This window comes from Enterobacter sp. RIT418, from assembly GCF_003057745.1.
Lineage (GTDB): Bacteria > Pseudomonadota > Gammaproteobacteria > Enterobacterales > Enterobacteriaceae > Enterobacter.
In genome coordinates this window covers 242,249-267,402 of record NZ_QBJD02000005.1, presented here as the reverse complement: position 1 = coordinate 267,402, position 25,154 = coordinate 242,249, and the positions used below count along the sequence as shown (strand labels likewise).

Here is a 25,154-nt window from a genome sequence, read left to right as displayed (position 1 = left end):
CGAGCGCGCGATGATGAGCACATTCTTCCTGCAACAGCTAGTGAATGGGTTAACGCTGGGGTCCGTCTACGGGCTGATCGCCATCGGTTACACCATGGTGTACGGCATTATTGGCATGATTAACTTCGCCCACGGCGAGGTGTATATGATCTCCGCCTATCTCTGCGCCATTGGCCTGGCGCTACTGTCGTTCTTCGGCCTGCAGTCATTTCCCCTGCTTATTCTCGGCACGCTGGTCTTCACCATCGTGGTGACGGGGGTGTACGGCTGGACCATCGAGCGCATCGCCTACAGGCCGCTGCGCAACTCGACGCGGCTGGCGCCGCTGATCTCCGCCATCGGGATGTCCCTGATCCTGCAAAACTATGCCCAGCTCAGCCAGGGGCCGCGCCAGCAGGGGGTGCCCACCCTGCTTGACGGCGTGTTCCGCGTCCATCTGGGAGAGGGCTTCGTTCAGATCACCTATACCAAAATCTTCATCCTTTTAGCGTCGCTTGCGGGCATGCTGCTGCTGACGTGGATCATCAGCCACACCAGGCTGGGCCGCATGTGCCGCGCGGTGCAGCAGGACCGTAAAATGGCGTCGATCCTTGGGATTAATACCGACCGGGTGATCTCGCTGGTGTTTGTGATCGGCGCGGCGATGGCGGGCCTTGCCGGCGTGCTGATCACCATGAACTACGGAACCTTTGATTTCTACGTCGGGTTCGTCATTGGCATTAAGGCCTTTACCGCCGCGGTGCTGGGCGGCATTGGCTCTCTGCCCGGCGCCATGCTCGGCGGGCTGATACTGGGGGTCGCCGAAGCGCAGTTTTCCGGCATGGTGAACTCCGACTACAAAGATGTGTTCTCGTTTGGATTGCTGGTCGTGATCCTGATCTTCCGCCCCCAGGGGCTTCTTGGCCGCCCCGTCGTCGCCAAAGTATAAGGAACAGAGAGATGACACCATCCGAGGGTTTCTCCCTGAAGCGCTGCGTGCTGGACGCGGTTTTCTCCGGCCTTATCGCGCTCATTATCTTTGGCCCTGTCGCCGGCGTTGTTCTGGACGGCTACAGCTTCAACGTTGAGGGAAAGCGGCTGGCGTGTATTATCGCCATCGTGATGCTGGGACGCTTTCTGCTGAGCGCATTTTTAGCCACCCCGCCCGGCGCGCGGTTTCAGGCGCGCTTTGAGGCCGACAGCGCGGGGGTTTACGTTCGCCCGCCGGAGTATAAAAGCCGCCTGCGCTGGATTGTTCCGCTGATTATCGCCCTTGCGATCTGCTTTCCCTTTGTCGCAACCAAATACGTGTTGACCGTCGCCATCCTCGGGCTGATCTACGTCCTGCTCGGCCTTGGCCTGAACATCGTGGTTGGCCTGGCCGGTCTTCTGGATCTGGGGTACGTCGCCTTTTACGCCATCGGGGCCTATGGCCTGGCGCTTGGGTACCAGTATCTTGGGCTGGGTTTCTGGAGCATGCTGCCGCTGGCCGCGCTGATGGCCGCCGCCGCGGGCGCGCTGCTCGGCTTCCCGGTGCTGCGCATGCACGGCGATTATCTGGCGATCGTGACGCTCGGCTTCGGCGAGATTATTCGCCTGATCCTTAACAACTGGCTGACCTTTACCGGCGGCCCGAACGGCGTCTCTGCCCCGCCTCCTACCCTCTTCGGCCTCGAGTTTGGCCGACGCGCAAAAGAGGGCGGCGTGCCGTTTCACGAGTTCTTCGGCCTGACCTATAACCCGAACATGAAGTTTATCTTCATCTACGCGGTGCTGTTTATCGTGGTGCTGCTGGTGCTTTACATCAAGCACCGGCTGACGCGAATGCCGATCGGCCGGGCGTGGGAGGCGCTGCGCGAAGACGAGATTGCCTGCCGCGCGATGGGCCTGAACCACGTGCTGGTGAAGCTATCGGCTTTTACGCTGGGCGCATCGACGGCGGGCATTGCCGGCGTGTTCTTCGCCACCTACCAGGGCTTCGTTAACCCCACCTCGTTCACCTTTTTTGAATCCGCGCTGATCCTCGCCATCGTGGTGCTCGGAGGGATGGGCTCGACCGTGGGCGTGGTGCTGGCGGCGTTTGTCCTGACGGTCACCCCGGAGCTGCTGCGCAGCTTTGCGGAATACCGCGTGCTGCTGTTCGGCATGCTGATGGTGGGCATGATGATTTGGCGGCCCCGCGGCCTGATCCGGATAAACCGCAGCGGTTTTACCGTGCGTAAGGGCGTGGCGCCATGAACGCAACCATACTGCGCGTAGAGCACCTGATGATGCATTTTGGCGGCATAAAGGCGCTGAATGACGTCAATCTGGAGGTGCGCCGCGGGTCGATCACCGCGCTTATCGGTCCGAACGGTGCGGGAAAAACCACGGTGTTTAACTGCCTGACAGGCTTTTACAAGGCCTCCGGCGGCGCTATCCAGCTGAACACCCGCCGAAAAACGACCGACGTTATCCAGGTGCTCGGGCAGGCGTTCCAGCCGGGCGACTGGGTTAACCCGGCGCAGCTGGGACAGCGGCTGTTCTATAAAATGTTTGGCGGGACGCACCTGGTGAACCGCGCCGGGCTTGCACGCACCTTTCAGAATATCCGCCTGTTCCGCGAGATGTCGGTGGTTGAGAACCTGCTGGTCGCGCAGCATATGCGCGTTAACCGCAGCCTCCTCGCTGGGGTGCTCAACACTCCCGCCTACCGCCGCGCGGAAAGCGACGCGCTGGATCGCGCATTTTACTGGCTGGAAGTGGTGGATCTGGTGGATTGCGCTAACCGCCTGGCGGGTGAAATGTCCTACGGCCAGCAGCGGCGGCTCGAAATCGCACGCGCGATGTGCACCGGGCCGGAGATGATCTGCCTCGACGAGCCCGCCGCCGGGCTGAACCCGGTTGAAACGCACAGGCTGAGCAGCATCATCCGCTTTCTCCGCGACCATCATGCGATGACGGTGTTGCTGATTGAGCATGATATGGGGATGGTCATGGACATTTCCGACCGCATTATCGTGCTCGACCATGGTGACGTGATCGCTGAAGGAACGCCGGAGGAGATCCAGCATAATGAAAAAGTCATCGCCGCCTATCTGGGGACCGACGAAAGCGAGGTAGCCCTGTGAACGAGCCGATGCTGGAGTTTCGTGAAGTCGACGTGTTTTACGGCGCGATCCAGGCGCTAAAGCAGGTCTCCCTGCAGGTGAATCAGGGAGAAACCGTGGCGCTGATCGGCGCGAACGGCGCGGGGAAATCGACGCTGCTGATGTCTATTTTTGGCCAGCCCCGCATACGCGGCGGGCAGATCCTGTTCCGCGGGGAGGATATTAGCCACCGCTCAACCCACTACGTCGCCTCCGGCGGCATTGCCCAGGCGCCCGAGGGGCGGCGCATCTTTCCGGATATGACCGTGGAAGAGAACCTGCTGATGGGAACCATTCCGATCGGAAACACGCACGCGGCGGAAGACATGCAGAAGATGTTCGACCTGTTTCCGCGCCTCAAGGAGCGGCGCAAGCAGCGCGCCATGACGATGTCAGGCGGCGAGCAGCAAATGCTCGCCATCGCCCGCGCGCTGATGGGCCGCCCTAAGCTGCTCCTGCTGGATGAACCCAGCCTGGGCCTCGCCCCGATTGTGGTGAAGCAGATTTTTCAGACGCTGCGCGAACTGGCCCAGGGCGGCATGACCATTTTTCTGGTCGAGCAAAACGCCCATCACGCGCTGAAGCTTGCCGATCGGGGCTACGTGATGGTCAACGGCCAAATCCGCCTCAGCGGCAGCGGCGACGAGCTGCTGGGAAATCAGGAGGTGCGGAGGGCGTATTTGGGCGGGGTGTGAGTGAAGAGGAGAATTTCAGGCACAAAAAAACCACCCGTAGGTGGTTTCACGACACTGCTTATTGCTTTGATTATTCTTTGTTTCCCATGGTAGCCGGAGTGGGACTTGAACCCACACAGCGCGAACGCCGAGGGATTTTAAATCACGCGTGTTATCTATAATAATCAGATACATACGATGATTTCTCGCCAATAAACAATAGTTTTTTGATCCGAAGTATCAACAACTTAGCGTTATAAAATAGTCATAATGGCGAAGGAAATTGAAGATAAAATGATACGGTTGAACAATTTTCCTTGTATCATTTTGGCAAATAATCATACATCTATCATGGGGTGATTTTTGAGCAGTGAAGTTACTATGATAAAAGGACTCTGCCCGACATGTGGCGGGCAACGAAATTGCACTGTGCATGGACATCTCCTTGTTGCCTGGGAAGATGATGTTCATCCTGTATACGGAACATATGATCATCACTTACTTCAATGTAACGGATGCTCTACCGTATTTTACCATTTGAATGAACACTTCAGTGAACATACGACTCATGACTACATCAATGGTGAATTCAAAGAGACACCTATAGACATGATCACTACCTACCCAGCTTTTGATCACATACCAACTCCATCATGGGTGCCAAAACTCGAATCAGTAGATTTTCAGCTATTTCAAATTTTCAACGAAATGTATTCTGCTTATAAGTCTGGCCATCTAATACTTGCTTCTATCGGACTTAGGACAATTTTTGACCGGACGACAGAAATCCTTCAAATTCACCCTGGTTTGTATCTTGACGAAAAAATAAAACAACTCAAGGATGAAGGTTTTATTGGGGATACTGAAGCCAATATTTTGTCGACTGTAGTTGATGCAGGTAATGCCGCGGCTCATCGAGGTTGGAGCCCTATGAAAAGGGAATTCGATGAATTGCTAAACTCGATCGAACAGTTTGTTCAACGAACAGTCTTAAGTGTTAAAACAACCACTCATATCGTTGAAAGAATACCGCCTCGCGTAAAAAGACCCAAAAAATAACGCTCCGTCATGGGGTGTCGGGGGTCGGAGGTTCAAATCCTCTCGTGCCGACCAAAATTCCCCTAGAAACCAGCCTATTACGGCTGGTTTTTTTCATGTCTATTTTTTGTTCGGGGAATCACTGGGGAAAAACCGGGGAAAAATACCGTCAAAATATCAGGCACAACAAGCTAATTGCCACCGATTCGTTTGTAAGACTTTACCACCACGCTACTTTTTCTCACTGCCCTATACTTTCAGTCTGACATCCAGCTGGAGGTTTCTATGTGTGGACGTTTTTCACAAGCCCAAACCCGCGAAGATTACTTAGCTTACCTGACCGACGAAGCCGATCGTAATATCGCATATGACCCCGAGCCTATTGGGCGTTACAACGTAGCGCCCGGAACCAAAGTTCTGCTGCTGAGCGAACGCGACGAACAGTTGCATCTTGACCCGGTCCTGTGGTCTTACGCGCCTGGGTGGTGGGATAAAGCACCATTGATAAACGCGCGCGTCGAGACGGCAGCCACCAGCAGGATGTTCAAGCCTCTCTGGCAGCATGGCCGGGCAATCTGTTTTGCGGATGGGTGGTTCGAATGGAAGAAGGAAGGCGACAAAAAACAGCCCTACTTCATTCACCGGGCCGACGGCCAGCCTATATTTATGGCTGCAATCGGCAGCACACCATTCGAGCGCGGTGACGAAGCGGAAGGGTTTCTAATCGTGACATCTGCAGCTGACAAAGGCCTTGTCGATATTCACGACCGCCGGCCACTGGTTCTGTCACCTGAAGCTGCGCGCGAATGGATGCGTCAGAATGTAGGCGGGAAAGAAGCTGAGGAGATAATTTCCAACGGTGCAGTGCCCGCCGACAAGTTTATCTGGCACGCCGTGACGCGCGCGGTGGGTAATGTGAAGAATCAGGGACCGGAGTTAATAGAGCCCGTCACCTGACCACGAGCAAATCTGAATACCTCGTCGTATACCGCGGCGAAAGCATTTCTCGCTTCATCTGCCACTGCTGCTTAATGCCCTGTCCGGCGAAGTACAGCGTGCCTTTTCCGTCTTTCGCGTTTAGGTGATCAAGCACCTCCATCAAATTATCGCTTCCGGCCCGCGGCGCGTTTTCGTCGAACAAGTTTAGCTGGGCCACCCCCTGGCTGAAGAAGTCACCGAGCATGATCCCTGCTTTCTGGTAGCGGTGTCCGTCTTTCCAGATTTTGTCCAGGCAATTTACCGCGGCGTTGATGATGTCGCGGGAATCCTGTGTTGGCGTGATAAGCTTCATTGAGGCGCTATTACCGTAATATGGTTCGTTAAGCGCAAAAGGAGAGGTCTTCACGAACGCCGAAATAAAACGGCAGTACTGGTGCTCACCACGCAGTTTTTCAGCACCACGGGCAGCATAACTGCAGATAGCCTGGCGCATTTGCTCGTAATCTGTGACGCGTTCTCCGAATGATCGGCTGCAGACGATTTCCTGTTTTGCCGGCGCGAACTCTTCCAGGTCGAGACAGGGTTCCCCGCGCAACTCCCTGACTGTTCGCTCCAGTACGACGTTAAAGTGTTTACGGATAATCCAGGTGCTTTGTTCTGAGAGGTCCAGAGCCGTTTTAATGCCCATGGCATTCAGCTTCTTACTGATGCGCCTGCCAACGCCCCAAACATCCTCTACAGGCACGATAGCCAATAGCCGACGCTGCCGATCGACATTTGAGAGGTCAACAACCCCGCCCGTCTGCCGCTGCCATTTCTTTGCGGCGTGGTTGGCGAGTTTAGCGAGTGTTTTAGTCTGAGCAATACCAACACCTACAGTCAGATGCGTACGCTTCAGAACCGTCGCGCGGATTTCTTTGCCGAACTCCGTCAGGTCCCGGCAACTGCGTACACCAGTCAGGTCACAAAAAGCTTCGTCGATACTGTAAATTTCGACACGAGGGCTCATTTCCTCAAGCGTTGTCATCACCCGGTTGGACATGTCAGCATAGAGTTCGTAGTTGCTGCTGAAGCAAACAACCCCGGCGCGCCGGAATAAGTCCTTTTGCTTGAAAAAAGGCTCCCCCATTGTGATCCCAGCGGCCTTGGCCTCGGCGCTGCGTGCGATTACACAGCCATCGTTATTTGAGAGGACGACCACCGGCCGCCCCCTCAAATCGGGACGAAACACCGTCTCGCATGATGCGTAGAAAGAATTAACGTCACAGAGCGCAAACATGCTCAGCTCGCCGATTTAACGATGAAAGTAACAACTCCAAAGATATCCAGCGTATCTTCGCTACCAACAAGGATCGGCGAATACGCGCTATTCATCGGAATGAGCTGAACGGTAGGACGTAGCTGCAGACGTTTGACTGTAAATTCCCCTTCTACCGCGGCAATAACAATATCCCCATGCTCAGCAGTCCGGGAGCTATCAACCACCAGCAGATCCCCGTCGCTAATACCGGCCTCGATCATCGAGTCGCCAGCTGCTTTTACGAAATACGTTGAGCTGGGATGCGCAATTAGCAACTCATTCAAGTCGATACGTTGTTCCACATAGTCAGCAGCTGGAGATGGGAAGCCACACTGCACAACATCGCTGTACAAAGGTATTCCAACGATCTGGCGCAATTCGGTCGGTGAATAAAACTGCATGATACACTCACTCTCATTGATACTGTTTAAATATACAGTATATACTCTGACATCCCCCAGTAAAGAGGAGTTAAAGCATGTTCGTGGAACTCGTTTATGACAAAAGGAATTTTGATGGTTTACCTGGCGCCAAAGAGATCATTCATGGCGAACTAAGCAAAAGAGTGCACCGTATCTTTCCAGATGCAGAGGTTCGGGTTAAGCCGATGATGACATTGCCTGCGATTAATACTGATGCGAGCAAGCATGAAAAGGAACAGATTAGCAAGGCTGTTATGGAGATGTTTGAAGAGGCCGATATGTGGCTGGCATTAGATTAACCCCGTCTAAGTCCAGAGATTACTATCACAGCCCTTCCCGCAAAAAGGGCTGCGATAATATTTAATAATTTACGCTATTCAGCCTTTTATCTGCATTGACATGAAGCCCCAAAAGGGCTACACTCTTTTGCATAGGGTAACGAATTGTTCGAGACCCGCACATCCCGAAAGGAAGAAACATGAGCGCTAAAGAGATGACCCAGGCAGAACTTGCAAAAATCAACGCAGAAATTGCAAAGCTGATAGCTGAAACGTCAAAATTGAACAGAGAATCAACCTGGTATCCGATTGTAGTTGCATCCGGCCTAATTGGCGCAGTGGCTACCATCACAACGGTATTGCTCAAACTAATTTAATAAATAAGCCCTTCGGGGCTTTTTTAACAGGTGCATCATGCCACTAATTGAAAACTATACTCCTCCAGCGCCAGAAGACCTTGCTCGGCTTAAAGACGAGCTTGGGTTAACAGGAAACCAGATGGCGGACCTTGCAGGTCTGGCAGGAAGTAATCACTGGAGAAAATACACGGGCGGCGAGTCGCCAAGGGTTATGGGGCTGCACATGCTGTTCTATATGGCTGCTCAGTTAGAGCTCAAACCGGAAGAGCTTCAAAAAGTGCTCAAGAAGATGATAGAAATTGGCGCATCATTAGAAAGTTAATAATTTTTAAAAGGAAACTGGAAGGTCTGTTCAAATGATAAAATATTATTTTTACTCTTTAAAAAAAACTATCAAGCCAAAGCGTGCATTGTTTATATTCAATCACTCCGAGCTATCAAAGAAAAAGAAATACAGCCTCCTCATTAAATCAGGAGTTCGTATAAGTGACAGAGCCCTTATAGTTCCACCATTTCATTATGAGCATGGTAATATAGAGTTAGTAGGAAATGTTTTTGTTAACGCAAACTGTATTTTCCTTGATAAGGAGAAAATCACTATTAAGGACGGAGCAATGATTGGACCTAATGTCTCATTAGTTACCATTAGCCATAATAGTGATATTAAAAAAAGACATACTCATGACATAATTGCTCCAATTGTAATTGAACAGAACGCATGGGTATGTGCTGGCGCAGTCATTTTACCTGGCGTTACTATCGGTGAGAATAGCATTATTGCTGCTAATAGCGTTGTTAATTGTGACGTCCCAGCGAACACAATGTATGCTGGGACACCCGCTGTATTCAAAAAACATTTAAACTAGTTGGTCGGTTTATCCGGCCAAGGTTCATTGTAGTTTGTCCGACTCAATAACACCCTGTATTTTTTCCATTCAATTAGCTTTTGTTTTTCACTCTCTGTAGCCATATCCAAATCAATAGCATCCTGCAGCGGAGTAATCGTGTCATTAGCCTGCTGCATCAATATGGTTTTTTGAACGCTAGCTTCCTGAATAATTTGTTCTTGGGATGGTGGCTCAGGGTCGGAAAGCTCTGGTTGCCCGTATTCGTTTGGAACTATCACTTTACCGCCTTGTTGCCCTCCGATTAGATGGTGGTGATATCTTTCTGATATAGGGGTTGCATCGTCAGGCCAACTTTCTGCTTTTAAGTAATCTTGTTTTAATTCAAATGCATAAAACGCATTTTTGCTTGGACTGTAATAATAAGTTGTCATAATTTTAATACCCCACGGCAAACCAAAAAGCACCATTTCGGTCTGTACCGATGGATGCACCAGTTTTACTTATGCTTGTAACAAACGTCCAGTTATTCTCCCCAGCATCATTAGTAGGCCTAATTATTGTATTCTGTACAGATACGCACGCGGAGGGAAATGCAATTGGGAATGTGACGCTAACATTAGTAGGCGTTGAGGAGCCAACTCTCCCCCATTGAAAAATCATTCCAGTGTTGGCGTCCTTGTACCAACCATTCGCAGCTTTTGAGGCTGTATTTATTTTCTGATAGCGTCCGTCAGATTCAGCTTTTGTATATGCCTGCCCTGCGGGGGTGTAGCTTCCTTTGACCTGATATTTAGCATCAAAATTAGCGTAATTAGGCGGTATAAATTGTCCGTCTTTCGTCCATCTGAAGTTAGTTGTTCCGCCTGTTCCGGCTAAATAATGAAGATGGAAATCCCCCTCATTAATCAACATACCACCCGACCAGGTTGAATTTCCCTGGGTGTAGTGCTGCTTGAAAATAGGCCAGTATTGTGATGAGGACGCAGTGTTGATATTTTGGTACAGAGGTGCGCCATTAGTGTTTTGATTAGCCCAAGAGCCTGCTCCAACACCGGGTAAAGAAATTTGCCCCTCGATTGTGCCGCCACCGATCGGCAACGCACCTACTTCCCCAGCAGTGGGTTTATTAAGCGGCCCATATACCTTCTGAATCCTTTGCGATGCAATAGCGCCTGTACTGATATTTATTTCCAGCCATTCAACGGTTAAATTGCCAGCATAGTCTATAAACATATTTGCACTCAGCCGCTTGAGCCCGTCACCGCTGGAGCCGTAAAGTATATGCAGTCCGCTACCATATGAGCCAAAATGATTCGTATCGCTACCGCCACCCTGCACAAAGATTCTGCTTCCTACGCCTGCAGTAGAAAGCAAGTCTGCATTCTTTGCCTGCTGACCTGGTCCGCCTAGCCCCTGCCAGCCAACCACTGGCACGCGACCAGCAGTAGTATCCGTTGCTGAGGTGACGACCGTTTTTTTTGCAGCATCACCGAGGCTATCCTTCAGCGCTTTAATCGCCTTAGGGGTTGCTGCCTGCGTTTCAGATTCACTGTCCGTTGCACTACTGAGCTGCACCAGTCCCTTACGCTCAGTGCTCGCATCCATGATACCAATCGCTTCACGTGCTTCCTTTTGTGCTGCAGTACCATTTGCCGCTATCTCAGTCAGATTTTTATCGAGACGTAAAAACAAACCATCGCCGGTGGCGGTCTTCAGCTCAATGTTCGCCGTCTCGGACACTGCAAGACGATACTGCAGGCTGACGCTAACGCTATTTTCCGGCTTTTCGATAGCAGCGCAGTTTGCTACTGAATAGAGCTCACCAGCGTCAGTAAGAAGACCCACTTCACGAACCACGAAGCCGCCAACGTCGGTTCCCAACGCCAGCTGTGCGATAAACTGGTTTGTCTGATCGGGTGAAATCTGTAGCGCAGAGATTGCTCCGCGGTATACCTCTTTTACCAGGCTGGTACGCGCTGGATCGGGCGTTACTGCCTGGCCGTTCCCATCACCCACGACGAAATCTTTAATAATGACGGGCTTTCCTGTTGCAGAAGACTGCGCTTCCAGCTCCTTTCCCCTATTGGTCAAAATGCTGTAATACTTTTCAGCCATGGTTAGCTCCTGCCTCAATAACAATATCAATCCAGGCGGTGACAGCACCGCCAGTGTAGTAAGTTCCCTTCGAGCCCAGATCGGCGATTACGTCGATGGTGGTCAGCAGGCTGCGAAGATTTTTGGCTTTATCCACCTGGCGTCGGATACGCTGGTAAAGCCCCTCATCCACGGCCTGCAGGCTGTAGACCTCAACGCGGAAGGTATAAGGGTCTCTGCGTGGCTCATCCTCCCACCACTCCACGACGGTCGTCGGCAGGCTGACAGCACTAAGCGAGCGCCGTACTGCACCAGCCGTTCCCCGATGCTGGTGAACATAGGCCGCATCCTTGATAACCTGCCGTTTTTCCTCTTCGGTCCAGGTCTCTTCCCATGAGTCCACGGCAAATTCCCAGGCAAGCCACGGTAGAAGATGGGCCGGACAGGTATCAGGATCCTTAACCTTGCGGACCATATCGGTATCAAGCGCGGCTATCTGCTCTGTGCTGGCCTGCTCCTGAGACCGTTCTGGATGGATAGCAGAAACAGGCAGAAGGGAGCAAAATTTATCCACTTAAGCCTCCTTTGCGCGTGACGTTTATCGCGCTGCACCACGGTGCCTGACCGGCGGTCGCTTCCAGGTCTGCCGTCGGGCTGATCAGCCTGACGCGGGAGATACCGGGCTGCTGCAGGGAAGCGTAAATCGCAGAAAGCGGTACAACGGCGTTGATGCGATGAGATAGCTGCGTATAGCTCGTCAGCGTGCTTACGGCATTCTCCAGCACCGTCTGCGCATCAGGCCCGTCCGGAATATAGAGCTCAGCCGTGACGGCATAACTGACGACTGTGGCGGTTTTCACGCTGACAAAATCGGTGAGCGGTCTCACCTCATCTGCATTCAGTTTGTTCATCACTGCACTGATAAGACCTTCACCTGCTTCACCATCACCGGTTCGTGAAAGCACATAGACATCCACTTCACCGGGTCGGTTATGAGTTTCCGGCCCATAGGCATCCGCATCCAGCACATCGTTATCGGCCGATTTGGCATGAAAGCGGTACGCGTTGCGCGCGCCTGCAGTGTTCAGCTGCGCCCACGAAAGCTGGATCCGTTCACGAAAAGCGTCATCACTTTCATAGACAGGGTCGACGGGCGGTACCGCATCCGGATCGCCAGGGTCAATCACCAGACGGGAAACGTTAAATGTAGCCCCCAGTTGGTCAAGATCGGCCCCTCTGGCGCTGGAAAGTAAAACGGCCCTTACCGCATCGTTGACGCGCTGAAAAGCCAGCGTCAGCTGGTAGGCGTTGACTTCCCCCTGTTTATAAGCCGGGTCAGACTCCACCAGTGCGTCAAATTCCGGGTCCAGTTCGCGCAGTCGCGCCAGCCAGCGGGTAAAAATATCGGCGGCATCCGGTACCACAATGGCGTCCGGTACCGCCAGCGCGGACAGGTTAATTACGTCGTAACTACTTGCCATAAATCTGTATGCCTCCGGTGCTTACGGGAAGATTATTCTCTTTATTGATCCCCTCAATATCGACGACACACCCAGTTTCATCGGCCGGGAAAGTGACCATCACGCGCTTAACCCGCAAACGGGGCTCCCAGCGTGCAAGCGCTGAGGCCGTGGCCGCGATAATCCGCAGTCGGGTAAGATCGTCCCGGGGGTTGTCCACCAGCGAAAACAGCTCACTACCGTAGTCACGAACCAGCACGCGGCTGCCGAGCGGCGTAGAGAGGATATCGCTGACGGACTGGCGCAAATGGTCGCTACCGGACAGGCGTTTACCGGTCCGGTTGTTTACACCGTTCATATTGTTTTCCGTATGAAGATCGCCGTAGGGCGGAGAGTTAACCGAAATAATCCGGGCCGGTTTTATCCTTGCTGCCCGATTTTTTAGAGGACTTCGCAGGCTTGCGGATATCAACCACGAGGTTGTACGTATAGCTGAACCCGGCGGGCGTCAGGGAGTACACCAGCGATTCGACCACCCAGGCACGATCTTCCCGCTCGCCAAAACCGGACGTGGAGACGCTGGATTCTGCCGTAAGCGGGACATGTTTCGGACGGCACGGTCCCGTCACCGTCATCTTCTGCTCGTTGCGCCGGGCCTGCGTTTTTTTCGATTTGGCCTGCTGATCTGCAGTGGCCTTTGCGGGCTGGGTATAGGGATTCGCCATCGAGGGGCCGTCGTGGTCAACCGTTGTGGTCTTGGTCTTCCCGTCCACTTCGTCGTAATAGCGCACACCGATTTTGCCTGAAGACTTACCGCTGCTGCCGGTGGCTTTCCCCGTAGAACTCCCCCGCTCGCCTTCGCTGTATGACCAGTTTGAAACTTCCTCAGGAGTGATAACCAGTTCCCCGGTCTGTTCACCTGAAGCCTTAGCCGTTGCGCCCTGCCGCAGAAAAAGCCAGTATCCTCCGGATGGTTTGCTGACTGCGTTCCAGGACCGTGCCAGTCTGGTCAGCAGGTTGGCGTCAGACTCCCCGACCTGATCGACGTGATCGATATGGATATCAGCTAAATCCGAGTCCACTTTCGGTATCAGGCCGTTTTCGGTGGCCACGGTTTTAACCAGATCCGTCAGGCGCAGATTATCCCAGCTTCGGGTCTTCTGGCTCAGGACATCCCCGGGCTGTTTCTGCGCGTTCATGGGCGCGGCCGTGGCATAAATTTCAATACGCCGGGGCGGACCACTGCTGCCGACGCCGGACACCACAAACCAGCCCTTTTCCACCAGCTGGTTGTTGAAGCCCAGCGCCACGCTCAGCCGGGCGCCTTTTGTTGGTAAAGGGAGGGTTTCTGAGAGTAACGTGATTTTTAGCTCATCCGCTTTTGCCGTGGCGCCGCCGTAATCGGTCAACGTCATTTCAGCCAGGCTTTGCTGCAGCGCGCGGGTGATATCCTTCCCCTCCGCGCTGACGCTGAACGCCGGGGCGTATTCGGGTTTAGCAATCTGGTCAGTCATATTAATCCCACAAGCTAAAGGCTGATTCCTTCACTGGCGGTGCCAGTTCCGGCAGGGTAATAATCAAACCCGCCGGATAGACCGCACCGATATCGGCAAGCCCAGGATTTGCTTCGAGTACCTGAGTCAGGGTATAGGACAGATTTTCCGTGCCGTAGCGCGCTGCGCATACGGCATCCAGCACGTCACCTTCACGGGTTTGATATGTCGTCGGCATAATGTTTCAGCGTCATCGTCCAGTTTTTATTTCGGTGGCCGCCGCCGGGCAGGAAGCGGTTTGTCGTGTCTGAGAAGTCGATCACCACCCACCAGCCCAGCACATCCCCTTCACCGCTGACCAGCTGCTGTGGCTTGTTCTGGTCTGCAAGATCGTAGAGATCGTTAACGGCATCCACCCCTTTGCGGAAGAATGCATGAGATTCCCCCTCAAGCCGGACGGTTCGACCCGGCTTGCCGGTGTACTGCAGCAGGTCCTGTTTGCCGATGCGCTCCTGCTCGCTCCATCGCCAGCTGGCCTCGCGTGTCAGCTGGTTATACGCGGTGGTGTCGATGGAAAAAGCAAAATCACCCAGCATCATCATCACCCGGGCAGCCTGTGCGCCGCGCGCCGCGCTGGCCCCTGCCTGCCCGAAGTCTTCGAAGACGGGAATAATTTCACTCACCAGATTTGCCCTCCGTCCAGCATGCTGCTGTCACCTTTAAAAATAGGGTTAGTTTTCGTTACGTCGACAACCTCATCACCGATCGCCCGTTCGTCCTGTCCAGGTGCTCCGTGTATTTCATAATGAAATTCAAATCGGCGGTTGTCCGTCAGCTGCCGGGGCGCGGGTGCGTCTTCCGCTGAGTCAAGTTTTTGCAGCAACGTACCCCAGCGGCCGTCGTCATCCGGGAGGGTATTCACCCGGTTAACCTGAGGCTCGCCGGAAAGCCGATCGACAGGGGATGGTTTCGATGTCGTGAAAGGAGGCATCAACGGACCGGGATATTTATCCCATGCTGCCGTATCGGAACCAGGTGCGTCAGGCTGCTGGCGCTCCGGCTTCATGAAACCACCCGGGTCAAACAGCGCACCGTTACCCACCGGGGTCATATACTTGTCGAGGGTGGAGTTAAAGGTGTCATCGTCATCACGGAAAAATCCCCTGGTGTCCCGGTACGATTTTTTCACATCATCCGGCAGGTCCGGCTTTTCCTTCAGTTGCTGCTCGAACCATTCGCCCTGCCCGTTCTTCTGGGCCGTCATGCGCGCGATATCAACCGAACCCGTCAGTGCCAGTGATTTAAGGACATCCCGCTGATCGCTTCGCTCATCCGGTAAAAGCCAGGAAAGTTTTTTCGCCAGCGCGTAGGCCACCTTCCCGACGAACACAATGCCCTGGCCGAACGTCAGCACGCCCGGGTAAAGGTCATTGCGCAGGAAGCTGACGATCCGCTTTATACCGCCGCCCTTAAACCACTCCGCCATGTCGTCCGTCAGTCGGCGAATATCCGGCGCAAGCTCATTACCCAGCTGGCCGGAGATTTCTGCAAGAGCCGAGGAGAAGACGGTGCGCAGGTTCGAGACTGCGCGGTTGCCCGCCATCGCCCCATCAGCACCTTCTTTCGTGACGAGGTTATAGCGCCGCTGCTCGTCCATCAGGTCCCGATAGCTCTTGCCGGACTGCTTCAGCAGCATCAGCAGCTTGCTCGCCTCACCGCCAAACAGCGAATCCAGCGCAAACGAGGCCTTCGATTCATCCTGCAGGCTGAGCGCACGCTCGACGATTTTTTCGAACTGCGCCATATCACTGAGTCCGGCAAAATCACCGGCTTTAAAGCCCAGCGTTTCAAATGCATCCTGCAGCGATCCCTGTTTGCCGTTCTGCTTGTACTCCCCCGCCTTATGCAGATACTCCTCAAACAGATCGCCGATGTTCTCCCCGTTCATGTCGTACTGCTTTGCGAGCGTGTCCCAGGCGTCATAGGTGGGGATATCGACGCCATAGCTTTTTGCCACGCCGGCGCGCCTGGCCGTCTCCTCGTTTGTCGCCGCCGGGGCGATCAGGGTGCCCAGCGCAGAGGCCACCACCCCGCCGCCGCCGATTGCCAGCCCCGGCGCCACCATACCGCCCAGTTGACCGGCAATACCCAGCCCGCGGCGAAACAGCCCCTTCCCTGCGCCCTTGAATGCTGCCAGCCGCTGTGCCTTCTGCATCTGCTGATTCAGCTTCTGCTGCTCGGCCTCCGTTTTACGGATTTCACGAGATACATCGCTGTAACGCCGCTTGAGATCGCCCAGGCCGTGCCCGGCCAGCTTTGCGCGCTTAATCTCTGCCGCCAGCCTGGTCTGGTCTTTCGTCAGCTTTTCTGACTGCTTGCCGACGTCCTTCAGGTTCTTTTGCAGGCCGTTCGCTGAACGGCTCCAGGAACTGTCGATATTGCCGCCAAAGGTAATGACGGCCTTAAGGTTCTGGCTTAGTCCGGCCACGATTTACCGCCTCCACTTCGTCGGTAAGAAAATCAGAAAATACGCTGAACGGCATATCCAGGTATTCCGTCATCGGAAAATGCAGGCGCCGCCCCAGAAAACGCATCGCCCGAATCAGTCCTCTTTCGGTCGCTTGCCGGGCGGGAGCATAAAAACGTTAAACGCATCCAGCAGCTGGGCATAATCCGCCGCCGTCAGCTGCCAGATATCCTGTTCGCTGAGGTTGCACAGCAGCGCAATCATGCGCGCCTCTTTTTCTTCTTCACTGCCGCGGTCCTTGGAAAAGGCGATGCGGTCACGCACCAGCGGCTCGCGCATCGTCAACTGCTCGAGCAGGCCTCCGTTCTCATACGAAACAGGGGAATGAAGTTTAATAACGCGGGTTTCACCAGGAAAAGACATGTGTATCTCCATAAAAAAACGGCCCGCAGGCCGTTGTCAGTATTTTTTTAAAGGCGGACTTTTGCCGACAGACCGGACAGGACATCGACACCATTCACCCGTCGCGCAAATCGCTCGGTATCAATGGCAAAAAGCTCTCGGCCATCTTTGGTCTGGCGGTAATAGCTCACGGCGATTTCCACCGTGACGGCATTTTCGGACAGACTGTCCTTACCCCGCGCATCCGGCGTAACGGTCTGCACAAAGCCTTCGATCTCCTCAATGGTGCCCAGCGCGGTACCGTTCGCCAGATAACCCTGATAGGCAGTAAAGCGCGGGCGGCTGCCGCTGACAAACCCAAATGCAGTCAGCATGTCCGTATCGATACCGTAGAATTTCAGCTGACAGGTCAGGGCCTCCATGCCGTCATCCACGGGAGAAGGTGCATCCTGCGCGCCGGTGCGCAGATCGGTTTTAACGATGGACAACGTCGGCGGCGTAAACTCATGTGCCCCCTGAATGCGGATCCCCTGCCGGAAAAAGGTCCAGACGCGTAACGTGTTTTTTTCGCTCATGCTGTCAGCATCTCCTCAAGCGCATAGTTGTTATTCACCCGGACGCGCAGGCTGATAAGCTCAGTCGGCGATTTCGGACCAAAGTCGTAGTTGATGTACAGCACGCCCGCCGCCATGCTTTCCGCAGTATTCAGCTCCTCATCCAGCCAGGCCCGGCCGCCAAAAATGGCCCCGAGCCCGACGAGCTGGCGCATATAAGCGTTGATGGTGCCGATGATGTCGTCGGCGTTCTCGCGGTCCAGAGGGCGGTCAACATATTCCAGCATCGTCTCCTGAATACTGTCCTCGATGACGTCAGCGGTACGGCGGACTGATTCAAAACGCCACTGCGTATCGGTTCCGCAAAGACGGTTGCCCCAGTGCTTAAACCCGGCCCTGCGGATGATGGTAGAGATGTTCTGCATGTTCAGCAGGTTTGCGTCGCAGTTTTCATCCCCCAGAATGAACTCGTCGATCTGCTCCACCCCGAGGATGTTATTGATGTCCTGGTTGGATTTGCTCCACCACCAGCCCTTCTCGAAGTCGATGCGGGCGCGCAGCCCCGCCGCGAAGGCAGAATATGGGCGGTAGACCAGCTGGCCATCGGCGTTGCTGACCTGCACGCGCGGGCGTAGCAGCTCGGTGCGCATGCCGTAGGACTGACGGCGCTGCACCACCTCCTGCAGCGTGGCACCCGCAGCGCAGTCAACATACGCCACCGCCCGCAGCTTGCCCGCTACGGTCTCCAGCGCCTTGCCCACGGCATCATCCTCGCTGAATCCCGGGGCAATCACGATACGGGGCTGGTACGTCGTCACGGATTTGGCAGACGACAGCGCGCCGATCCCGGCCAGCACCGCTGCCCGCTGCTTTTCCGTATTTTGCGCATCAGCGTTTTCGGCAACGCGAACCACCACCGTCAGGGCGTTTCGCTGGTCGTTAATTTCGGTCAGCGCCTGTTTGAGCGTGCCCTTGTCCCCCAGACGGGACAGCATCGTGGTGCCCACAATCGCAACGGGCGTATTCAGCGGGAACGGCTCATCCTCGCCGCCGGCCAGCTGCAGGCTAAACGGAGATACAATTCCGCTGCCGGAACCTTTTGCCGTGACCTTCACATCCTCTACCGCACCGACGGCATTAACGACGTCTGCAGGGGTCGCCTTTAGCTTGCCGCTTTCATCACAGCCCAGCGTGATGGTCAGGGTTGAAGCCGCGGCGTCCCAGACGGCAGCCGTCTCCACCTCTGCGGGATTTTCCGCATCGGGAACGCCAGCTGCTGCGTTAACCACCAGCACATTGCCAGCCCTTCCGGCGAGCGTCGCGGTAAACTCCACGACGTTGTCCAGTATTGGCGTCCCGACGGTACCCGCTGCCGGACTACCAGCTGAGGCATCCGGTGCGGTGCCCACCAGACCGATAATGGCCGTCTGGATCGTCGTGACCGCGACCGTACCGGATGTCAGCTCGATCGTTTCTACACCATGTAAATTCGCCATTCATTTTCTCCAGGCATAAAAAAACCTGCCGCGGCAGGTCACATTTGTTGATTGGGGGGATTTGTGGTTCCACCGCCGTCACCATTTTCTTTATGGTCATGTCGGTTATAGGTTTCGCGGATCCCGCTCATTTTTCCGGTACCGTCTGAAATTTCCTGTGTTGCTCCGATATTCCCGTCAACGTTCGTATCGGCATTGATCTGCGTTTTTCCCTGAACGGTCAGGGTGTCGGTGATTTCCACCGGGCCGTCCAGCGTACCTTTACCGACGATTTTGTAGCTCCCGCCTTCCGCCAGGGTGATGGTCAGCGCATGCGCGGCACGGTCATACCGGATCTCGGTACCGTCGCCGTAGCGGGTAATATGTTCGCTGTCGCTACCCTCCGGCACCGGCAGGCCGCCGGTATTCCAGCCGGGAAACACCCGTCCATTGTTCAGCTCGCCCGCCTCCGACAGCACCGTGACCGCATCGCCCACCGCATACGGATTAGAATCTGCCCGGTTCGTCCCTGAAAAGCCCTGGCAGAGCGGCAGCCAGGTGGTGGTGATGTCGCCCAGATCGACCCGGCATTTCGGGATACCATCGTGTTTTACGGAATGAATAACGCCGCGCCGGACGATATTCGCCAGGCGGCGCTGCAAATCGCCCTCAATATCACTCATCGGGTTTGGCCTCGTATATGAGCTGGTAGTCGTCCACGTGCGCGCGACCGACATCCGGCGCCTTACCGAGCCACGCCGATTTCAACGGGGCATTCAGCTGCGCAAACGGATCGGCACCAAAGGCGGCAGACTGAGTGAAGGAAATTCGCCATACCAGATAGTCATCCATGCGCGGATCGAACTCGTCGCGTGACGCATCGACAAAAACGGCGGGCTGCAGATGCGTCAGGCCAAACTGCTGGCCGTCAATCCACTGCGTGATATCGGCTGCCGCCGTGCGCAGGAAAATTTCTGGCCTGCTGATGCCCGTGCCAGCCGCATCCACGACCACGAACAAATCGCAGGAGAGCTCCACGTTGAGCTGGCCTTCGTTGCCTCCACCCTGCTCCCAGCCGTTGATAGAGAAATACACTGCCGGGGTAGTCAGCCCGGTAAAACGGGGCACGTTTTTTTCCGGATAGGCATCGGCGTCGCGCACCCACGTAATGTTTTTCAGCGCGCCGGTGACGGCATCATGATACTGGCCCAGCAGTAATGGCTCAGCCATGGTTCACCTCAGACAGAAATACGGGCTTTCACGCGCCCGCGCAGATCGGTTTCAAAGTGATGCATGAAAATCTCCATCGCCTCCGCAAAGGCGTTATCTTCGATGTAGTTCAGCATCGGCTCATAAATATCAACTTCCGCCTCGCGGGTGCGGCGCGTGTCAGGATCGCGAATAACCACGGTTCGCCTGTTCTCCCGTCGGGAGCGCGCCACTTCCCCATTTTCAAATGTGCGCGGGGTAAGCATGCTGCCCTTTGGCGTAAACCCGGCATTGTCCGCCTGGCGCCGTGCCTTGATAAACCGTCCCGTGGATTTATCACGCCGGGAATGGCGAGGCCGTACCCGCCCGTTAATCCGACCTTTCAAATCTTTGACCTTGATGGCATTCAGGCCAAACCAGAGACGAAAGTTATCCAGCTTTGACTGAGAGGCGCGATCGAGGCGAAAGGAAAGCAGGCGTCGACGTACAAGGTCCAGGCTGCGGGGGGCCAGCCCGTCCTTCAGGTCTGCCATCGCTTTTTTACGCAGGGTAGCGGCGGTGCGTTTCAGCGCGCGAGAATACGCTGCCCGAAACTGCTTATGGGTGGCACCGATGTGCTCAGCTACCCGCCAGATGGCATCCACATCGATATCGACGGGCAAATCCCGCCGCAGTCTGGACTCACGCGCCATATCAGCTCCACTTATTGATGTCCGGCTGCATCTTACCCGGTGCGCCATATGCCAGCGTGACGCGGGTGCGGCCTTCTTCATCAGCCCCGACGTGCGTCACACGATAAGCCGTGCCGTTGATTTCCACGCCGTGGTGCTTCTCAAGCCCCGCGATATCGGCGGTCATCGCGCTGAAGGCCGGAGAGCGATCCTGAATTTGCCCGCCGCCGGGCACGTCAACCGGAGCATCGGGCGTCTCGAAAATCACGGTAACAGGACGCACCTCAGCGTCGATAGACAGTACGGCAGGCACCTCTTCGGCAAATGCCCGGGAGATCCGGGCATCCGCATTTAACAGGCGTTGACGAAAGCGGTTCATCAGAACCCCAGACGCACGCGAGTTTCGGTTTCGCCCGGGTTGTTGGTGATCCACGCCGTGCCCGCCACCACCAGCGCATCGTCGGCAGGTTTCACCGCCGTCAGCAGCCCGGCGTCATTAAGATAAAGTTTTGTGCCGCGCTGCCAGGTTTCGTCCGCCACTTTTGGCAGTACAAAGACCCCCGTGGTATGTAGAACACCTTCCCCGCCATTTGGGATATCCCCGTGCGCCACGCCCATAAACTGCCCGACCGCCACGGGATCGCCGGATTTCACATCTTTACCCGTGCTATTGCTCCAGTCCATCGTGGTACCGTCCTGATAATAATTTGTCGCCATCTTTATTCTCCGCAAGGCTATGGGGCGACACACGCCGCCCCAGGATATAAAAAAACCGTCAGATGACGGTCGTTATTTTTTGGTCACTTTCACCATGCCACGGTGGTCAAGAGCGGCTACCCCGGCATCGATGCGCACCTTGAAGGCGGCACCGTCAACGGTGAAGCCCTGCTGTTGCTCCAGATATGGCGTATCTATGCCGTCAAGATAGGCCACCTCAATGGTGTCGCGCCCCTTCGCTGCCGCCAGGTAATAATCCGTCGGGCTGCTGTCATCCAGGCGCGCCTCTGAAAGTACCGTGGCGAAATTCCGGATTGGGTTATCAATACCGCTATTGACGTCAGCGCCCGGCACGCTGGCAGATTTGATCAACTGATTTGCACGTGACTCAATCGCCACAGGTGTCAGCACAAATTCAGGGCGGATATTAAGGTGTCGCTCTCCTGACTTCTGTAACTTCATGGCTTTGCGGGCACTGTCGAGACCATCGATGCTAAGATCTGCAGCAATAAGGTTTCCGTGGTCGGAGTGGAACAGCGGCTTGCCGTCGGCCATTTTCGGGTTGCTTGTCAGCACTGCCCACACCAGATCGCCGATGGTGGCGCGCGCCGCGCCGCCCATCGCCATTGGGATACGCGTAAGCATGTCCATGTCATCGTTGATGATGGTCTGGCGGTCAAGGCTGAACAGCTCACCATAAGTGGCCAGCGCGATGGGCTCACCACGATCTTTCAGGGTGACATACTTATATTCTGCCCCGGCGCGTACCTTGCGCAGGGTCGGAAAAGACTCCAGCCCCGCCCGGTGCGCGGTTTTGAAATCGGTCAGCGTGCCCTTACGGGTCCACTGGTCAAAGGTTTCAGTGGCTTCATCCCAGCCCATCAGCGCGGCCTTGTGCGCCACGTCCATCAGGATATTGCCAAAGTCGCTGCTGCTGTGGGTGAATGCCAGCCCGACCATCGCCAGCGGTGCCGCATGGCCGGAAATGCCGATCCCTCGATCCACCAGGGAAGCGCGCGCCAGTTCGCGCAGGGTGTAACCGTTGTACGCGTTATCCTTCTCGGCCTGCGCATATCCCGCGCGGGTCATCACCGCTGCACGAATGGAGTCCCCGACCAGATTACCGTTACCGGCAAAAAGATGAATGGCCCCCGGACCGGCGCTCGGGGTGGTACCCGCCGCCAGCGCCTGCAGCAGTTTTTCGCGGGCTTTCTCGGCGCTGCAGGTGAAGTCGGCGAGGCACTCCGCCTTCAGCGTGGCGAAAGTGGGGAACGCCTCAAAAACAGCAGAAACCGTGCTCACGCGCTCGGCATTTGACGCCTGCATCTGCTGCTGCAGCTGTTGCGCCAGCGCGGCGACATCGATGTTTGTCATCTGCTGCGCAGGTTGCTGTGTCGCTGGCGGAGTAAGATTCGCCTGTACCGGAGCGGGCTGCTGTGGCTGATTCACCGGAGCTTCGGCGCGCGGCGCAAATAGGGATTTAATCTGTTGTGGCATGTTCTGGTAATCCTTCAGTTTGTTTTCATTCACACAGGCCGCGGCCTGCAGTTCAGGTTCAAGCGTGTCGGCGAAACCTTTTTCCACCGCCTCTGCACCGTTAAGCCAGGTCTCCGCTTTCAGCATCGCCTCCAGCTCCTCCTGCCCCAGTCCGGTTTTGTTCATGTAGGCGCTGAGCATCAGGGCTTCGTTACGATCAAGCCAGGCGGCGTAGTCCCGCATGTCGTCAGAATCCCCGGCGATGCCGCCCCACGGTTTATGAACCATGATCCAGGCGTTCTCCGGCATATGTACAGTGGCGCCGGGCAGGCAGACAATCATCGAGGCCATGCTGGCCGCCACGCCGTCCACCCAGATATCTACCTTCGCTTTCAACCGGGACAGGGTGTTGTAGATGGCAAAGCCCTGCATCACATCGCCACCGGGGCTGTGGATATGCAAATCCACTGCGCTGGCGTCAAACACTCCCGCCTCCTTGCAGTCCGCGACGAACTGCTGGGCGGTGATGCCCCAGCCGCCGATCACGTCGTAAAGGAAAATTTCAACGCGCCCGGCTGTCATCGCGCGGATCTCATACCAGCACTGGCCGTTTGCCGCATCCACACCCGCCAGGCTTGCGCGGGGGTTAATCATCATCGTCCGGCTCGCGCCGCTTATCGTCTGGTTTTGCCGTTGCATCTGGCATCGCTCCTTTGTCATTGGCGGCGTCGGAATCAAACACCAGCCCGTGTTTACGGTTAAATTCGGTCTCACGCAGGCGCTGGCGCTTAACCTCCTGCGGGTTTTTCCCCCGGGCACGCGCCCATTCCGCTTCAGTACCCGCTCCTCCGCGCACGATGGCCTTCCAGGCGTTCGCCTCTTTCCCCGGATCAATCCAGGGCATCACCGGCCCGAGATAAAGTGCGTTGTAGAGAGAGTTCGGATCCACATCCGGCGGAACCTGTATACCGCTCAGTAGCGCCATCGCCAGCCATGCGCGGTAAACGGGGCGGCTGTGCTGGCCGACAAACCATTGCTGCAGAACGTTGTACCCTTCGAAGCTCTCCACCAGCTCCTGCCGTTGGGAGCTGTAGGTGCCGTTATAGTCCCGGGCAATGCTGGAATAGCTGCCACGCGTTCCGGCGGCCACGGCCCGCATCTGCCCGTTTCTGAACTCGTAGAGATGGACGTTAGGCCGGTTAGATTCGACCATCCCCAAATCCTCGCCGGGTTTGAGATCGTCATAAATCATGCCCGGTGCGATATCGTAGTGACGCTGGCCGCCAGGGGGTGAAAACTCATTTTCATCGCCAAGAGACTGCGCATCACCGCGCTTGATATAGAACCCCAGCGCGGCGGCAATACGGGCGGCCACGCGTTCGCTCTCTTCGTAATCTTTAATGTCCGAAAGCCGGGTAATGACTCCGTGGATCAGGCTGATACCGCGCAGCTGGTGCAGACGCTTACGTTGCGCCAGGTGAAGCATGTTGTCGGCAGAGACGGTTTTGAGGTCGGCGCTGAAGCGCGTCATGTTTGCCGGATGATATTTGTAAACCCGGTATCCGGTGGGTCGCCCCCACTCGTTAACGATGATGCCCTGGCGCACCTGCTGGCCGGCGGTGCTGTTGAGGTTGAACGGCACAAAATCCGCCTCCAGCATTTCCAGCGAGAACGGTACCTGGGTGGCATGCTGCAGGCCCGGTACATTCCCCCTGACCAGCTGCGTGAACACTTCCCCGTCACGCAGCGCTGAACGCAGCAGCAGGCGCTCGGCTTCCGGGCGGGTGAACATGCCGGTCACTTCAGGACGCACGGACCACTCCGCCCAGAGTGCCGAGAGCTGCCCGGCGAAATCGGAATGGAGGTTTCCCTCCAGATCGAGGGGCTGGGGCTCAACATGGATACCGTGGGCACCGATAACCCGGTCTTCCATTTTGTCGAACAGGCCGATCACCAGATCATGGTTTTCATCAAGCCAGCGGGCCTGCTCCCGCAGGGACTGGCCTGCGGCAAATACCGAGGTGTCCGCTGACTGGCTCTGTTTTTTCGCTTTGTGCAGGCGCGACGCGCTTGCCGCTTCATAGGCATTGAGCCGGAGACGATCCAGCGCACGTGCCGCCGCCCACCCCGGCGCCAGCGTACCCAGTGTTTTTTCAAAAATGCCCATAGAA

31 protein-coding genes are annotated in these 25,154 nt (G+C 55.6%); 10 read left to right on the top strand and 21 right to left on the bottom strand.

What is annotated here, in order from left to right; all coding sequences use genetic code 11:
• The first annotated feature begins 13 nt into the window (after window positions 1–13).
• The 6 genes from DBY73_RS08170 to DBY73_RS08140 all read left to right on the top strand — a co-directional run bounded on the left by DBY73_RS08170 (window position 14) and on the right by DBY73_RS08140 (window position 5,776).
• Window positions 14–928: a branched-chain amino acid ABC transporter permease LivH gene (locus tag DBY73_RS08170; protein ID WP_112010719.1), complete on the top strand. Its 915-nt coding sequence runs from the start codon at window positions 14–16 to the stop codon at window positions 926–928.
• A gap of 11 nt (window positions 929–939) precedes the next feature.
• A complete protein-coding gene (gene livM / locus DBY73_RS08165; RefSeq protein WP_112010672.1) occupies window positions 940–2,217 on the top strand; it encodes a high-affinity branched-chain amino acid ABC transporter permease LivM in 1,278 nt (425 codons plus the stop codon).
• On the top strand, window positions 2,214–3,089 hold the full coding sequence (locus tag DBY73_RS08160; protein ID WP_112010671.1) for an ATP-binding cassette domain-containing protein: 876 nt from the start codon (window positions 2,214–2,216) through the stop codon (window positions 3,087–3,089). The genes livM and DBY73_RS08160 overlap by 4 nt, the downstream gene beginning before the upstream one ends.
• Complete coding sequence (locus DBY73_RS08155) at window positions 3,086–3,802, top strand: ABC transporter ATP-binding protein (protein WP_112010670.1); 717 nt, start codon at window positions 3,086–3,088, stop codon at window positions 3,800–3,802. The genes DBY73_RS08160 and DBY73_RS08155 overlap by 4 nt, the downstream gene beginning before the upstream one ends.
• 342 nt (window positions 3,803–4,144) lie before the next feature.
• Window positions 4,145–4,840, top strand: a complete 696-nt coding sequence (locus DBY73_RS08150) for a DUF4145 domain-containing protein (RefSeq protein WP_258458403.1) — start codon at window positions 4,145–4,147, stop codon at window positions 4,838–4,840.
• Window positions 4,841–5,104: 264 nt separating this feature from the next.
• Window positions 5,105–5,776: an SOS response-associated peptidase gene (locus tag DBY73_RS08140; protein ID WP_112010667.1), complete on the top strand. Its 672-nt coding sequence runs from the start codon at window positions 5,105–5,107 to the stop codon at window positions 5,774–5,776.
• On the opposite strand, the gene DBY73_RS08135 is transcribed toward DBY73_RS08140, so the two are convergent.
• Window positions 5,769–7,037: a Y-family DNA polymerase gene (locus DBY73_RS08135; RefSeq protein WP_112010666.1), complete on the bottom strand. Its 1,269-nt coding sequence runs from the start codon at window positions 7,035–7,037 to the stop codon at window positions 5,769–5,771. The two genes, DBY73_RS08140 and DBY73_RS08135, sit on opposite strands and share 8 nt — an antisense overlap.
• A gap of 2 nt (window positions 7,038–7,039) precedes the next feature.
• Complete coding sequence (locus tag DBY73_RS08130) at window positions 7,040–7,459, bottom strand: translesion error-prone DNA polymerase V autoproteolytic subunit (protein WP_112010665.1); 420 nt, start codon at window positions 7,457–7,459, stop codon at window positions 7,040–7,042.
• A 77-nt stretch (window positions 7,460–7,536) separates the two neighbouring features.
• Between DBY73_RS08130 and DBY73_RS08125 the strand changes: the two genes are divergently transcribed.
• From DBY73_RS08125 to DBY73_RS08115, 4 genes are all read left to right on the top strand, one after another.
• Window positions 7,537–7,779, top strand: a complete 243-nt coding sequence (locus tag DBY73_RS08125; protein WP_112010664.1) for a DinI-like family protein — start codon at window positions 7,537–7,539, stop codon at window positions 7,777–7,779.
• A gap of 179 nt (window positions 7,780–7,958) precedes the next feature.
• A complete protein-coding gene (locus tag DBY73_RS22185) occupies window positions 7,959–8,135 on the top strand; it encodes a hypothetical protein (RefSeq protein ID WP_181573215.1) in 177 nt (58 codons plus the stop codon).
• Window positions 8,136–8,172: 37 nt separating this feature from the next.
• Window positions 8,173–8,439 carry an XRE family transcriptional regulator gene (locus DBY73_RS08120; protein ID WP_112010663.1) on the top strand — a complete coding sequence of 89 codons (267 nt, stop codon included), beginning with the start codon at window positions 8,173–8,175 and terminating at the stop codon, window positions 8,437–8,439.
• Between the two features lie 34 nt (window positions 8,440–8,473).
• Window positions 8,474–8,983 (top strand): acetyltransferase, encoded by a 510-nt coding sequence (locus tag DBY73_RS08115; RefSeq protein ID WP_112010662.1) that lies wholly within the window; start codon window positions 8,474–8,476, stop codon window positions 8,981–8,983.
• Here the strand turns inward: DBY73_RS08115 and DBY73_RS08110 are convergent.
• From DBY73_RS08110 to DBY73_RS08015, 19 genes are all read right to left on the bottom strand, one after another.
• Window positions 8,980–9,396 carry a tail fiber assembly protein gene (locus tag DBY73_RS08110; protein WP_112010661.1) on the bottom strand — a complete coding sequence of 139 codons (417 nt, stop codon included), beginning with the start codon at window positions 9,394–9,396 and terminating at the stop codon, window positions 8,980–8,982. The two genes, DBY73_RS08115 and DBY73_RS08110, sit on opposite strands and share 4 nt — an antisense overlap.
• A gap of 4 nt (window positions 9,397–9,400) precedes the next feature.
• The gene (locus tag DBY73_RS22315; RefSeq protein ID WP_258458402.1) at window positions 9,401–11,080 is read right to left on the bottom strand and encodes a phage tail protein; all 1,680 of its coding nucleotides are present in this window, start codon (window positions 11,078–11,080) and stop codon (window positions 9,401–9,403) included.
• Complete coding sequence (locus DBY73_RS08095) at window positions 11,073–11,633, bottom strand: phage tail protein I (RefSeq protein WP_112010660.1); 561 nt, start codon at window positions 11,631–11,633, stop codon at window positions 11,073–11,075. The genes DBY73_RS22315 and DBY73_RS08095 overlap by 8 nt, the downstream gene beginning before the upstream one ends.
• Window positions 11,626–12,540, bottom strand: a complete 915-nt coding sequence (locus tag DBY73_RS08090) for a baseplate J/gp47 family protein (RefSeq protein WP_112010659.1) — start codon at window positions 12,538–12,540, stop codon at window positions 11,626–11,628. The genes DBY73_RS08095 and DBY73_RS08090 overlap by 8 nt, the downstream gene beginning before the upstream one ends.
• Window positions 12,530–12,877, bottom strand: coding sequence for a GPW/gp25 family protein (locus tag DBY73_RS08085; RefSeq protein WP_112010658.1), 348 nt, complete (start codon window positions 12,875–12,877; stop codon window positions 12,530–12,532). The genes DBY73_RS08090 and DBY73_RS08085 overlap by 11 nt, the downstream gene beginning before the upstream one ends.
• A gap of 37 nt (window positions 12,878–12,914) precedes the next feature.
• Window positions 12,915–14,033, bottom strand: a complete 1,119-nt coding sequence (locus DBY73_RS08080) for a contractile injection system protein, VgrG/Pvc8 family (RefSeq protein WP_112010657.1) — start codon at window positions 14,031–14,033, stop codon at window positions 12,915–12,917.
• A gap of 1 nt (window position 14,034) precedes the next feature.
• Window positions 14,035–14,250 (bottom strand): tail protein X, encoded by a 216-nt coding sequence (locus tag DBY73_RS08075; RefSeq protein WP_112010656.1) that lies wholly within the window; start codon window positions 14,248–14,250, stop codon window positions 14,035–14,037.
• Entirely contained in the window at window positions 14,225–14,695 is a 471-nt protein-coding gene (locus tag DBY73_RS08070) for a phage tail protein (protein WP_053085150.1), read from the bottom strand. The genes DBY73_RS08075 and DBY73_RS08070 overlap by 26 nt, the downstream gene beginning before the upstream one ends.
• Window positions 14,692–16,500: a hypothetical protein gene (locus DBY73_RS08065; protein ID WP_112010655.1), complete on the bottom strand. Its 1,809-nt coding sequence runs from the start codon at window positions 16,498–16,500 to the stop codon at window positions 14,692–14,694. The genes DBY73_RS08070 and DBY73_RS08065 overlap by 4 nt, the downstream gene beginning before the upstream one ends.
• 114 nt (window positions 16,501–16,614) lie before the next feature.
• Window positions 16,615–16,902 carry a phage tail assembly protein gene (locus DBY73_RS08060; protein WP_112010654.1) on the bottom strand — a complete coding sequence of 96 codons (288 nt, stop codon included), beginning with the start codon at window positions 16,900–16,902 and terminating at the stop codon, window positions 16,615–16,617.
• 47 nt (window positions 16,903–16,949) lie between these two features.
• On the bottom strand, window positions 16,950–17,456 hold the full coding sequence (locus tag DBY73_RS08055; protein WP_112010653.1) for a phage major tail tube protein: 507 nt from the start codon (window positions 17,454–17,456) through the stop codon (window positions 16,950–16,952).
• Complete coding sequence (locus DBY73_RS08050; RefSeq protein WP_112010652.1) at window positions 17,453–18,931, bottom strand: phage tail sheath C-terminal domain-containing protein; 1,479 nt, start codon at window positions 18,929–18,931, stop codon at window positions 17,453–17,455. The genes DBY73_RS08055 and DBY73_RS08050 overlap by 4 nt, the downstream gene beginning before the upstream one ends.
• Before the next feature lie 38 nt (window positions 18,932–18,969).
• On the bottom strand, window positions 18,970–19,593 hold the full coding sequence (locus DBY73_RS08045) for a phage baseplate assembly protein V (RefSeq protein ID WP_112010651.1): 624 nt from the start codon (window positions 19,591–19,593) through the stop codon (window positions 18,970–18,972).
• Window positions 19,586–20,140 carry a hypothetical protein gene (locus tag DBY73_RS08040; RefSeq protein ID WP_112010650.1) on the bottom strand — a complete coding sequence of 185 codons (555 nt, stop codon included), beginning with the start codon at window positions 20,138–20,140 and terminating at the stop codon, window positions 19,586–19,588. Before DBY73_RS08040 ends, DBY73_RS08045 begins: the two co-directional genes overlap by 8 nt.
• A gap of 8 nt (window positions 20,141–20,148) precedes the next feature.
• Complete coding sequence (locus DBY73_RS08035) at window positions 20,149–20,811, bottom strand: hypothetical protein (protein ID WP_112010649.1); 663 nt, start codon at window positions 20,809–20,811, stop codon at window positions 20,149–20,151.
• A 1-nt stretch (window position 20,812) separates the two neighbouring features.
• Window positions 20,813–21,169, bottom strand: coding sequence for a hypothetical protein (locus DBY73_RS08030; RefSeq protein WP_112010648.1), 357 nt, complete (start codon window positions 21,167–21,169; stop codon window positions 20,813–20,815).
• Window positions 21,169–21,507 (bottom strand): DUF2190 family protein, encoded by a 339-nt coding sequence (locus DBY73_RS08025; protein WP_112010647.1) that lies wholly within the window; start codon window positions 21,505–21,507, stop codon window positions 21,169–21,171. The genes DBY73_RS08030 and DBY73_RS08025 overlap by 1 nt, the downstream gene beginning before the upstream one ends.
• A gap of 72 nt (window positions 21,508–21,579) precedes the next feature.
• The gene (locus DBY73_RS08020; RefSeq protein ID WP_258458400.1) at window positions 21,580–23,682 is read right to left on the bottom strand and encodes a ClpP-like prohead protease/major capsid protein fusion protein; all 2,103 of its coding nucleotides are present in this window, start codon (window positions 23,680–23,682) and stop codon (window positions 21,580–21,582) included.
• A complete protein-coding gene (locus DBY73_RS08015) occupies window positions 23,630–25,150 on the bottom strand; it encodes a phage portal protein (RefSeq protein ID WP_112010645.1) in 1,521 nt (506 codons plus the stop codon). The genes DBY73_RS08020 and DBY73_RS08015 overlap by 53 nt, the downstream gene beginning before the upstream one ends.
• Window positions 25,151–25,154: the final 4 nt, after the last annotated feature.

Excerpts from the sequence above, each read along its gene's own strand:
- DBY73_RS08170 (WP_112010719.1), top strand. The coding sequence starts at position 14 with ATGAGCACATTCTTCCTGCAACAGCTAGTGAATGGGTTAACGCTGGGG.
- livM (WP_112010672.1), top strand. The coding sequence starts at position 940 with ATGACACCATCCGAGGGTTTCTCCCTGAAGCGCTGCGTGCTGGACGCG.
- DBY73_RS08160 (WP_112010671.1), top strand. The coding sequence starts at position 2,214 with ATGAACGCAACCATACTGCGCGTAGAGCACCTGATGATGCATTTTGGC.
- DBY73_RS08140 (WP_112010667.1), top strand. The coding sequence starts at position 5,105 with ATGTGTGGACGTTTTTCACAAGCCCAAACCCGCGAAGATTACTTAGCT.
- DBY73_RS08135 (WP_112010666.1), bottom strand. The coding sequence starts at position 7,037 with ATGTTTGCGCTCTGTGACGTTAATTCTTTCTACGCATCATGCGAGACG.
- DBY73_RS08130 (WP_112010665.1), bottom strand. The coding sequence starts at position 7,459 with ATGCAGTTTTATTCACCGACCGAATTGCGCCAGATCGTTGGAATACCT.
- DBY73_RS08125 (WP_112010664.1), top strand. The coding sequence starts at position 7,537 with ATGTTCGTGGAACTCGTTTATGACAAAAGGAATTTTGATGGTTTACCT.
- DBY73_RS22185 (WP_181573215.1), top strand. The coding sequence starts at position 7,959 with ATGAGCGCTAAAGAGATGACCCAGGCAGAACTTGCAAAAATCAACGCA.
- DBY73_RS08120 (WP_112010663.1), top strand. The coding sequence starts at position 8,173 with ATGCCACTAATTGAAAACTATACTCCTCCAGCGCCAGAAGACCTTGCT.
- DBY73_RS08115 (WP_112010662.1), top strand. The coding sequence starts at position 8,474 with ATGATAAAATATTATTTTTACTCTTTAAAAAAAACTATCAAGCCAAAG.
- DBY73_RS08110 (WP_112010661.1), bottom strand. The coding sequence starts at position 9,396 with ATGACAACTTATTATTACAGTCCAAGCAAAAATGCGTTTTATGCATTT.
- DBY73_RS22315 (WP_258458402.1), bottom strand. The coding sequence starts at position 11,080 with ATGGCTGAAAAGTATTACAGCATTTTGACCAATAGGGGAAAGGAGCTG.
- DBY73_RS08090 (WP_112010659.1), bottom strand. The coding sequence starts at position 12,540 with ATGGCAAGTAGTTACGACGTAATTAACCTGTCCGCGCTGGCGGTACCG.
- DBY73_RS08085 (WP_112010658.1), bottom strand. The coding sequence starts at position 12,877 with ATGAACGGTGTAAACAACCGGACCGGTAAACGCCTGTCCGGTAGCGAC.
- DBY73_RS08080 (WP_112010657.1), bottom strand. The coding sequence starts at position 14,033 with ATGACTGACCAGATTGCTAAACCCGAATACGCCCCGGCGTTCAGCGTC.
- DBY73_RS08075 (WP_112010656.1), bottom strand. The coding sequence starts at position 14,250 with ATGCCGACGACATATCAAACCCGTGAAGGTGACGTGCTGGATGCCGTA.
- DBY73_RS08060 (WP_112010654.1), bottom strand. The coding sequence starts at position 16,902 with ATGTCTTTTCCTGGTGAAACCCGCGTTATTAAACTTCATTCCCCTGTT.
- DBY73_RS08055 (WP_112010653.1), bottom strand. The coding sequence starts at position 17,456 with ATGAGCGAAAAAAACACGTTACGCGTCTGGACCTTTTTCCGGCAGGGG.
- DBY73_RS08050 (WP_112010652.1), bottom strand. The coding sequence starts at position 18,931 with ATGGCGAATTTACATGGTGTAGAAACGATCGAGCTGACATCCGGTACG.
- DBY73_RS08045 (WP_112010651.1), bottom strand. The coding sequence starts at position 19,593 with ATGAGTGATATTGAGGGCGATTTGCAGCGCCGCCTGGCGAATATCGTC.
- DBY73_RS08040 (WP_112010650.1), bottom strand. The coding sequence starts at position 20,140 with ATGGCTGAGCCATTACTGCTGGGCCAGTATCATGATGCCGTCACCGGC.
- DBY73_RS08035 (WP_112010649.1), bottom strand. The coding sequence starts at position 20,811 with ATGGCGCGTGAGTCCAGACTGCGGCGGGATTTGCCCGTCGATATCGAT.
- DBY73_RS08030 (WP_112010648.1), bottom strand. The coding sequence starts at position 21,169 with ATGAACCGCTTTCGTCAACGCCTGTTAAATGCGGATGCCCGGATCTCC.
- DBY73_RS08025 (WP_112010647.1), bottom strand. The coding sequence starts at position 21,507 with ATGGCGACAAATTATTATCAGGACGGTACCACGATGGACTGGAGCAAT.
- DBY73_RS08020 (WP_258458400.1), bottom strand. The coding sequence starts at position 23,682 with ATGCAACGGCAAAACCAGACGATAAGCGGCGCGAGCCGGACGATGATG.
- DBY73_RS08015 (WP_112010645.1), bottom strand. The coding sequence starts at position 25,150 with ATGGGCATTTTTGAAAAAACACTGGGTACGCTGGCGCCGGGGTGGGCG.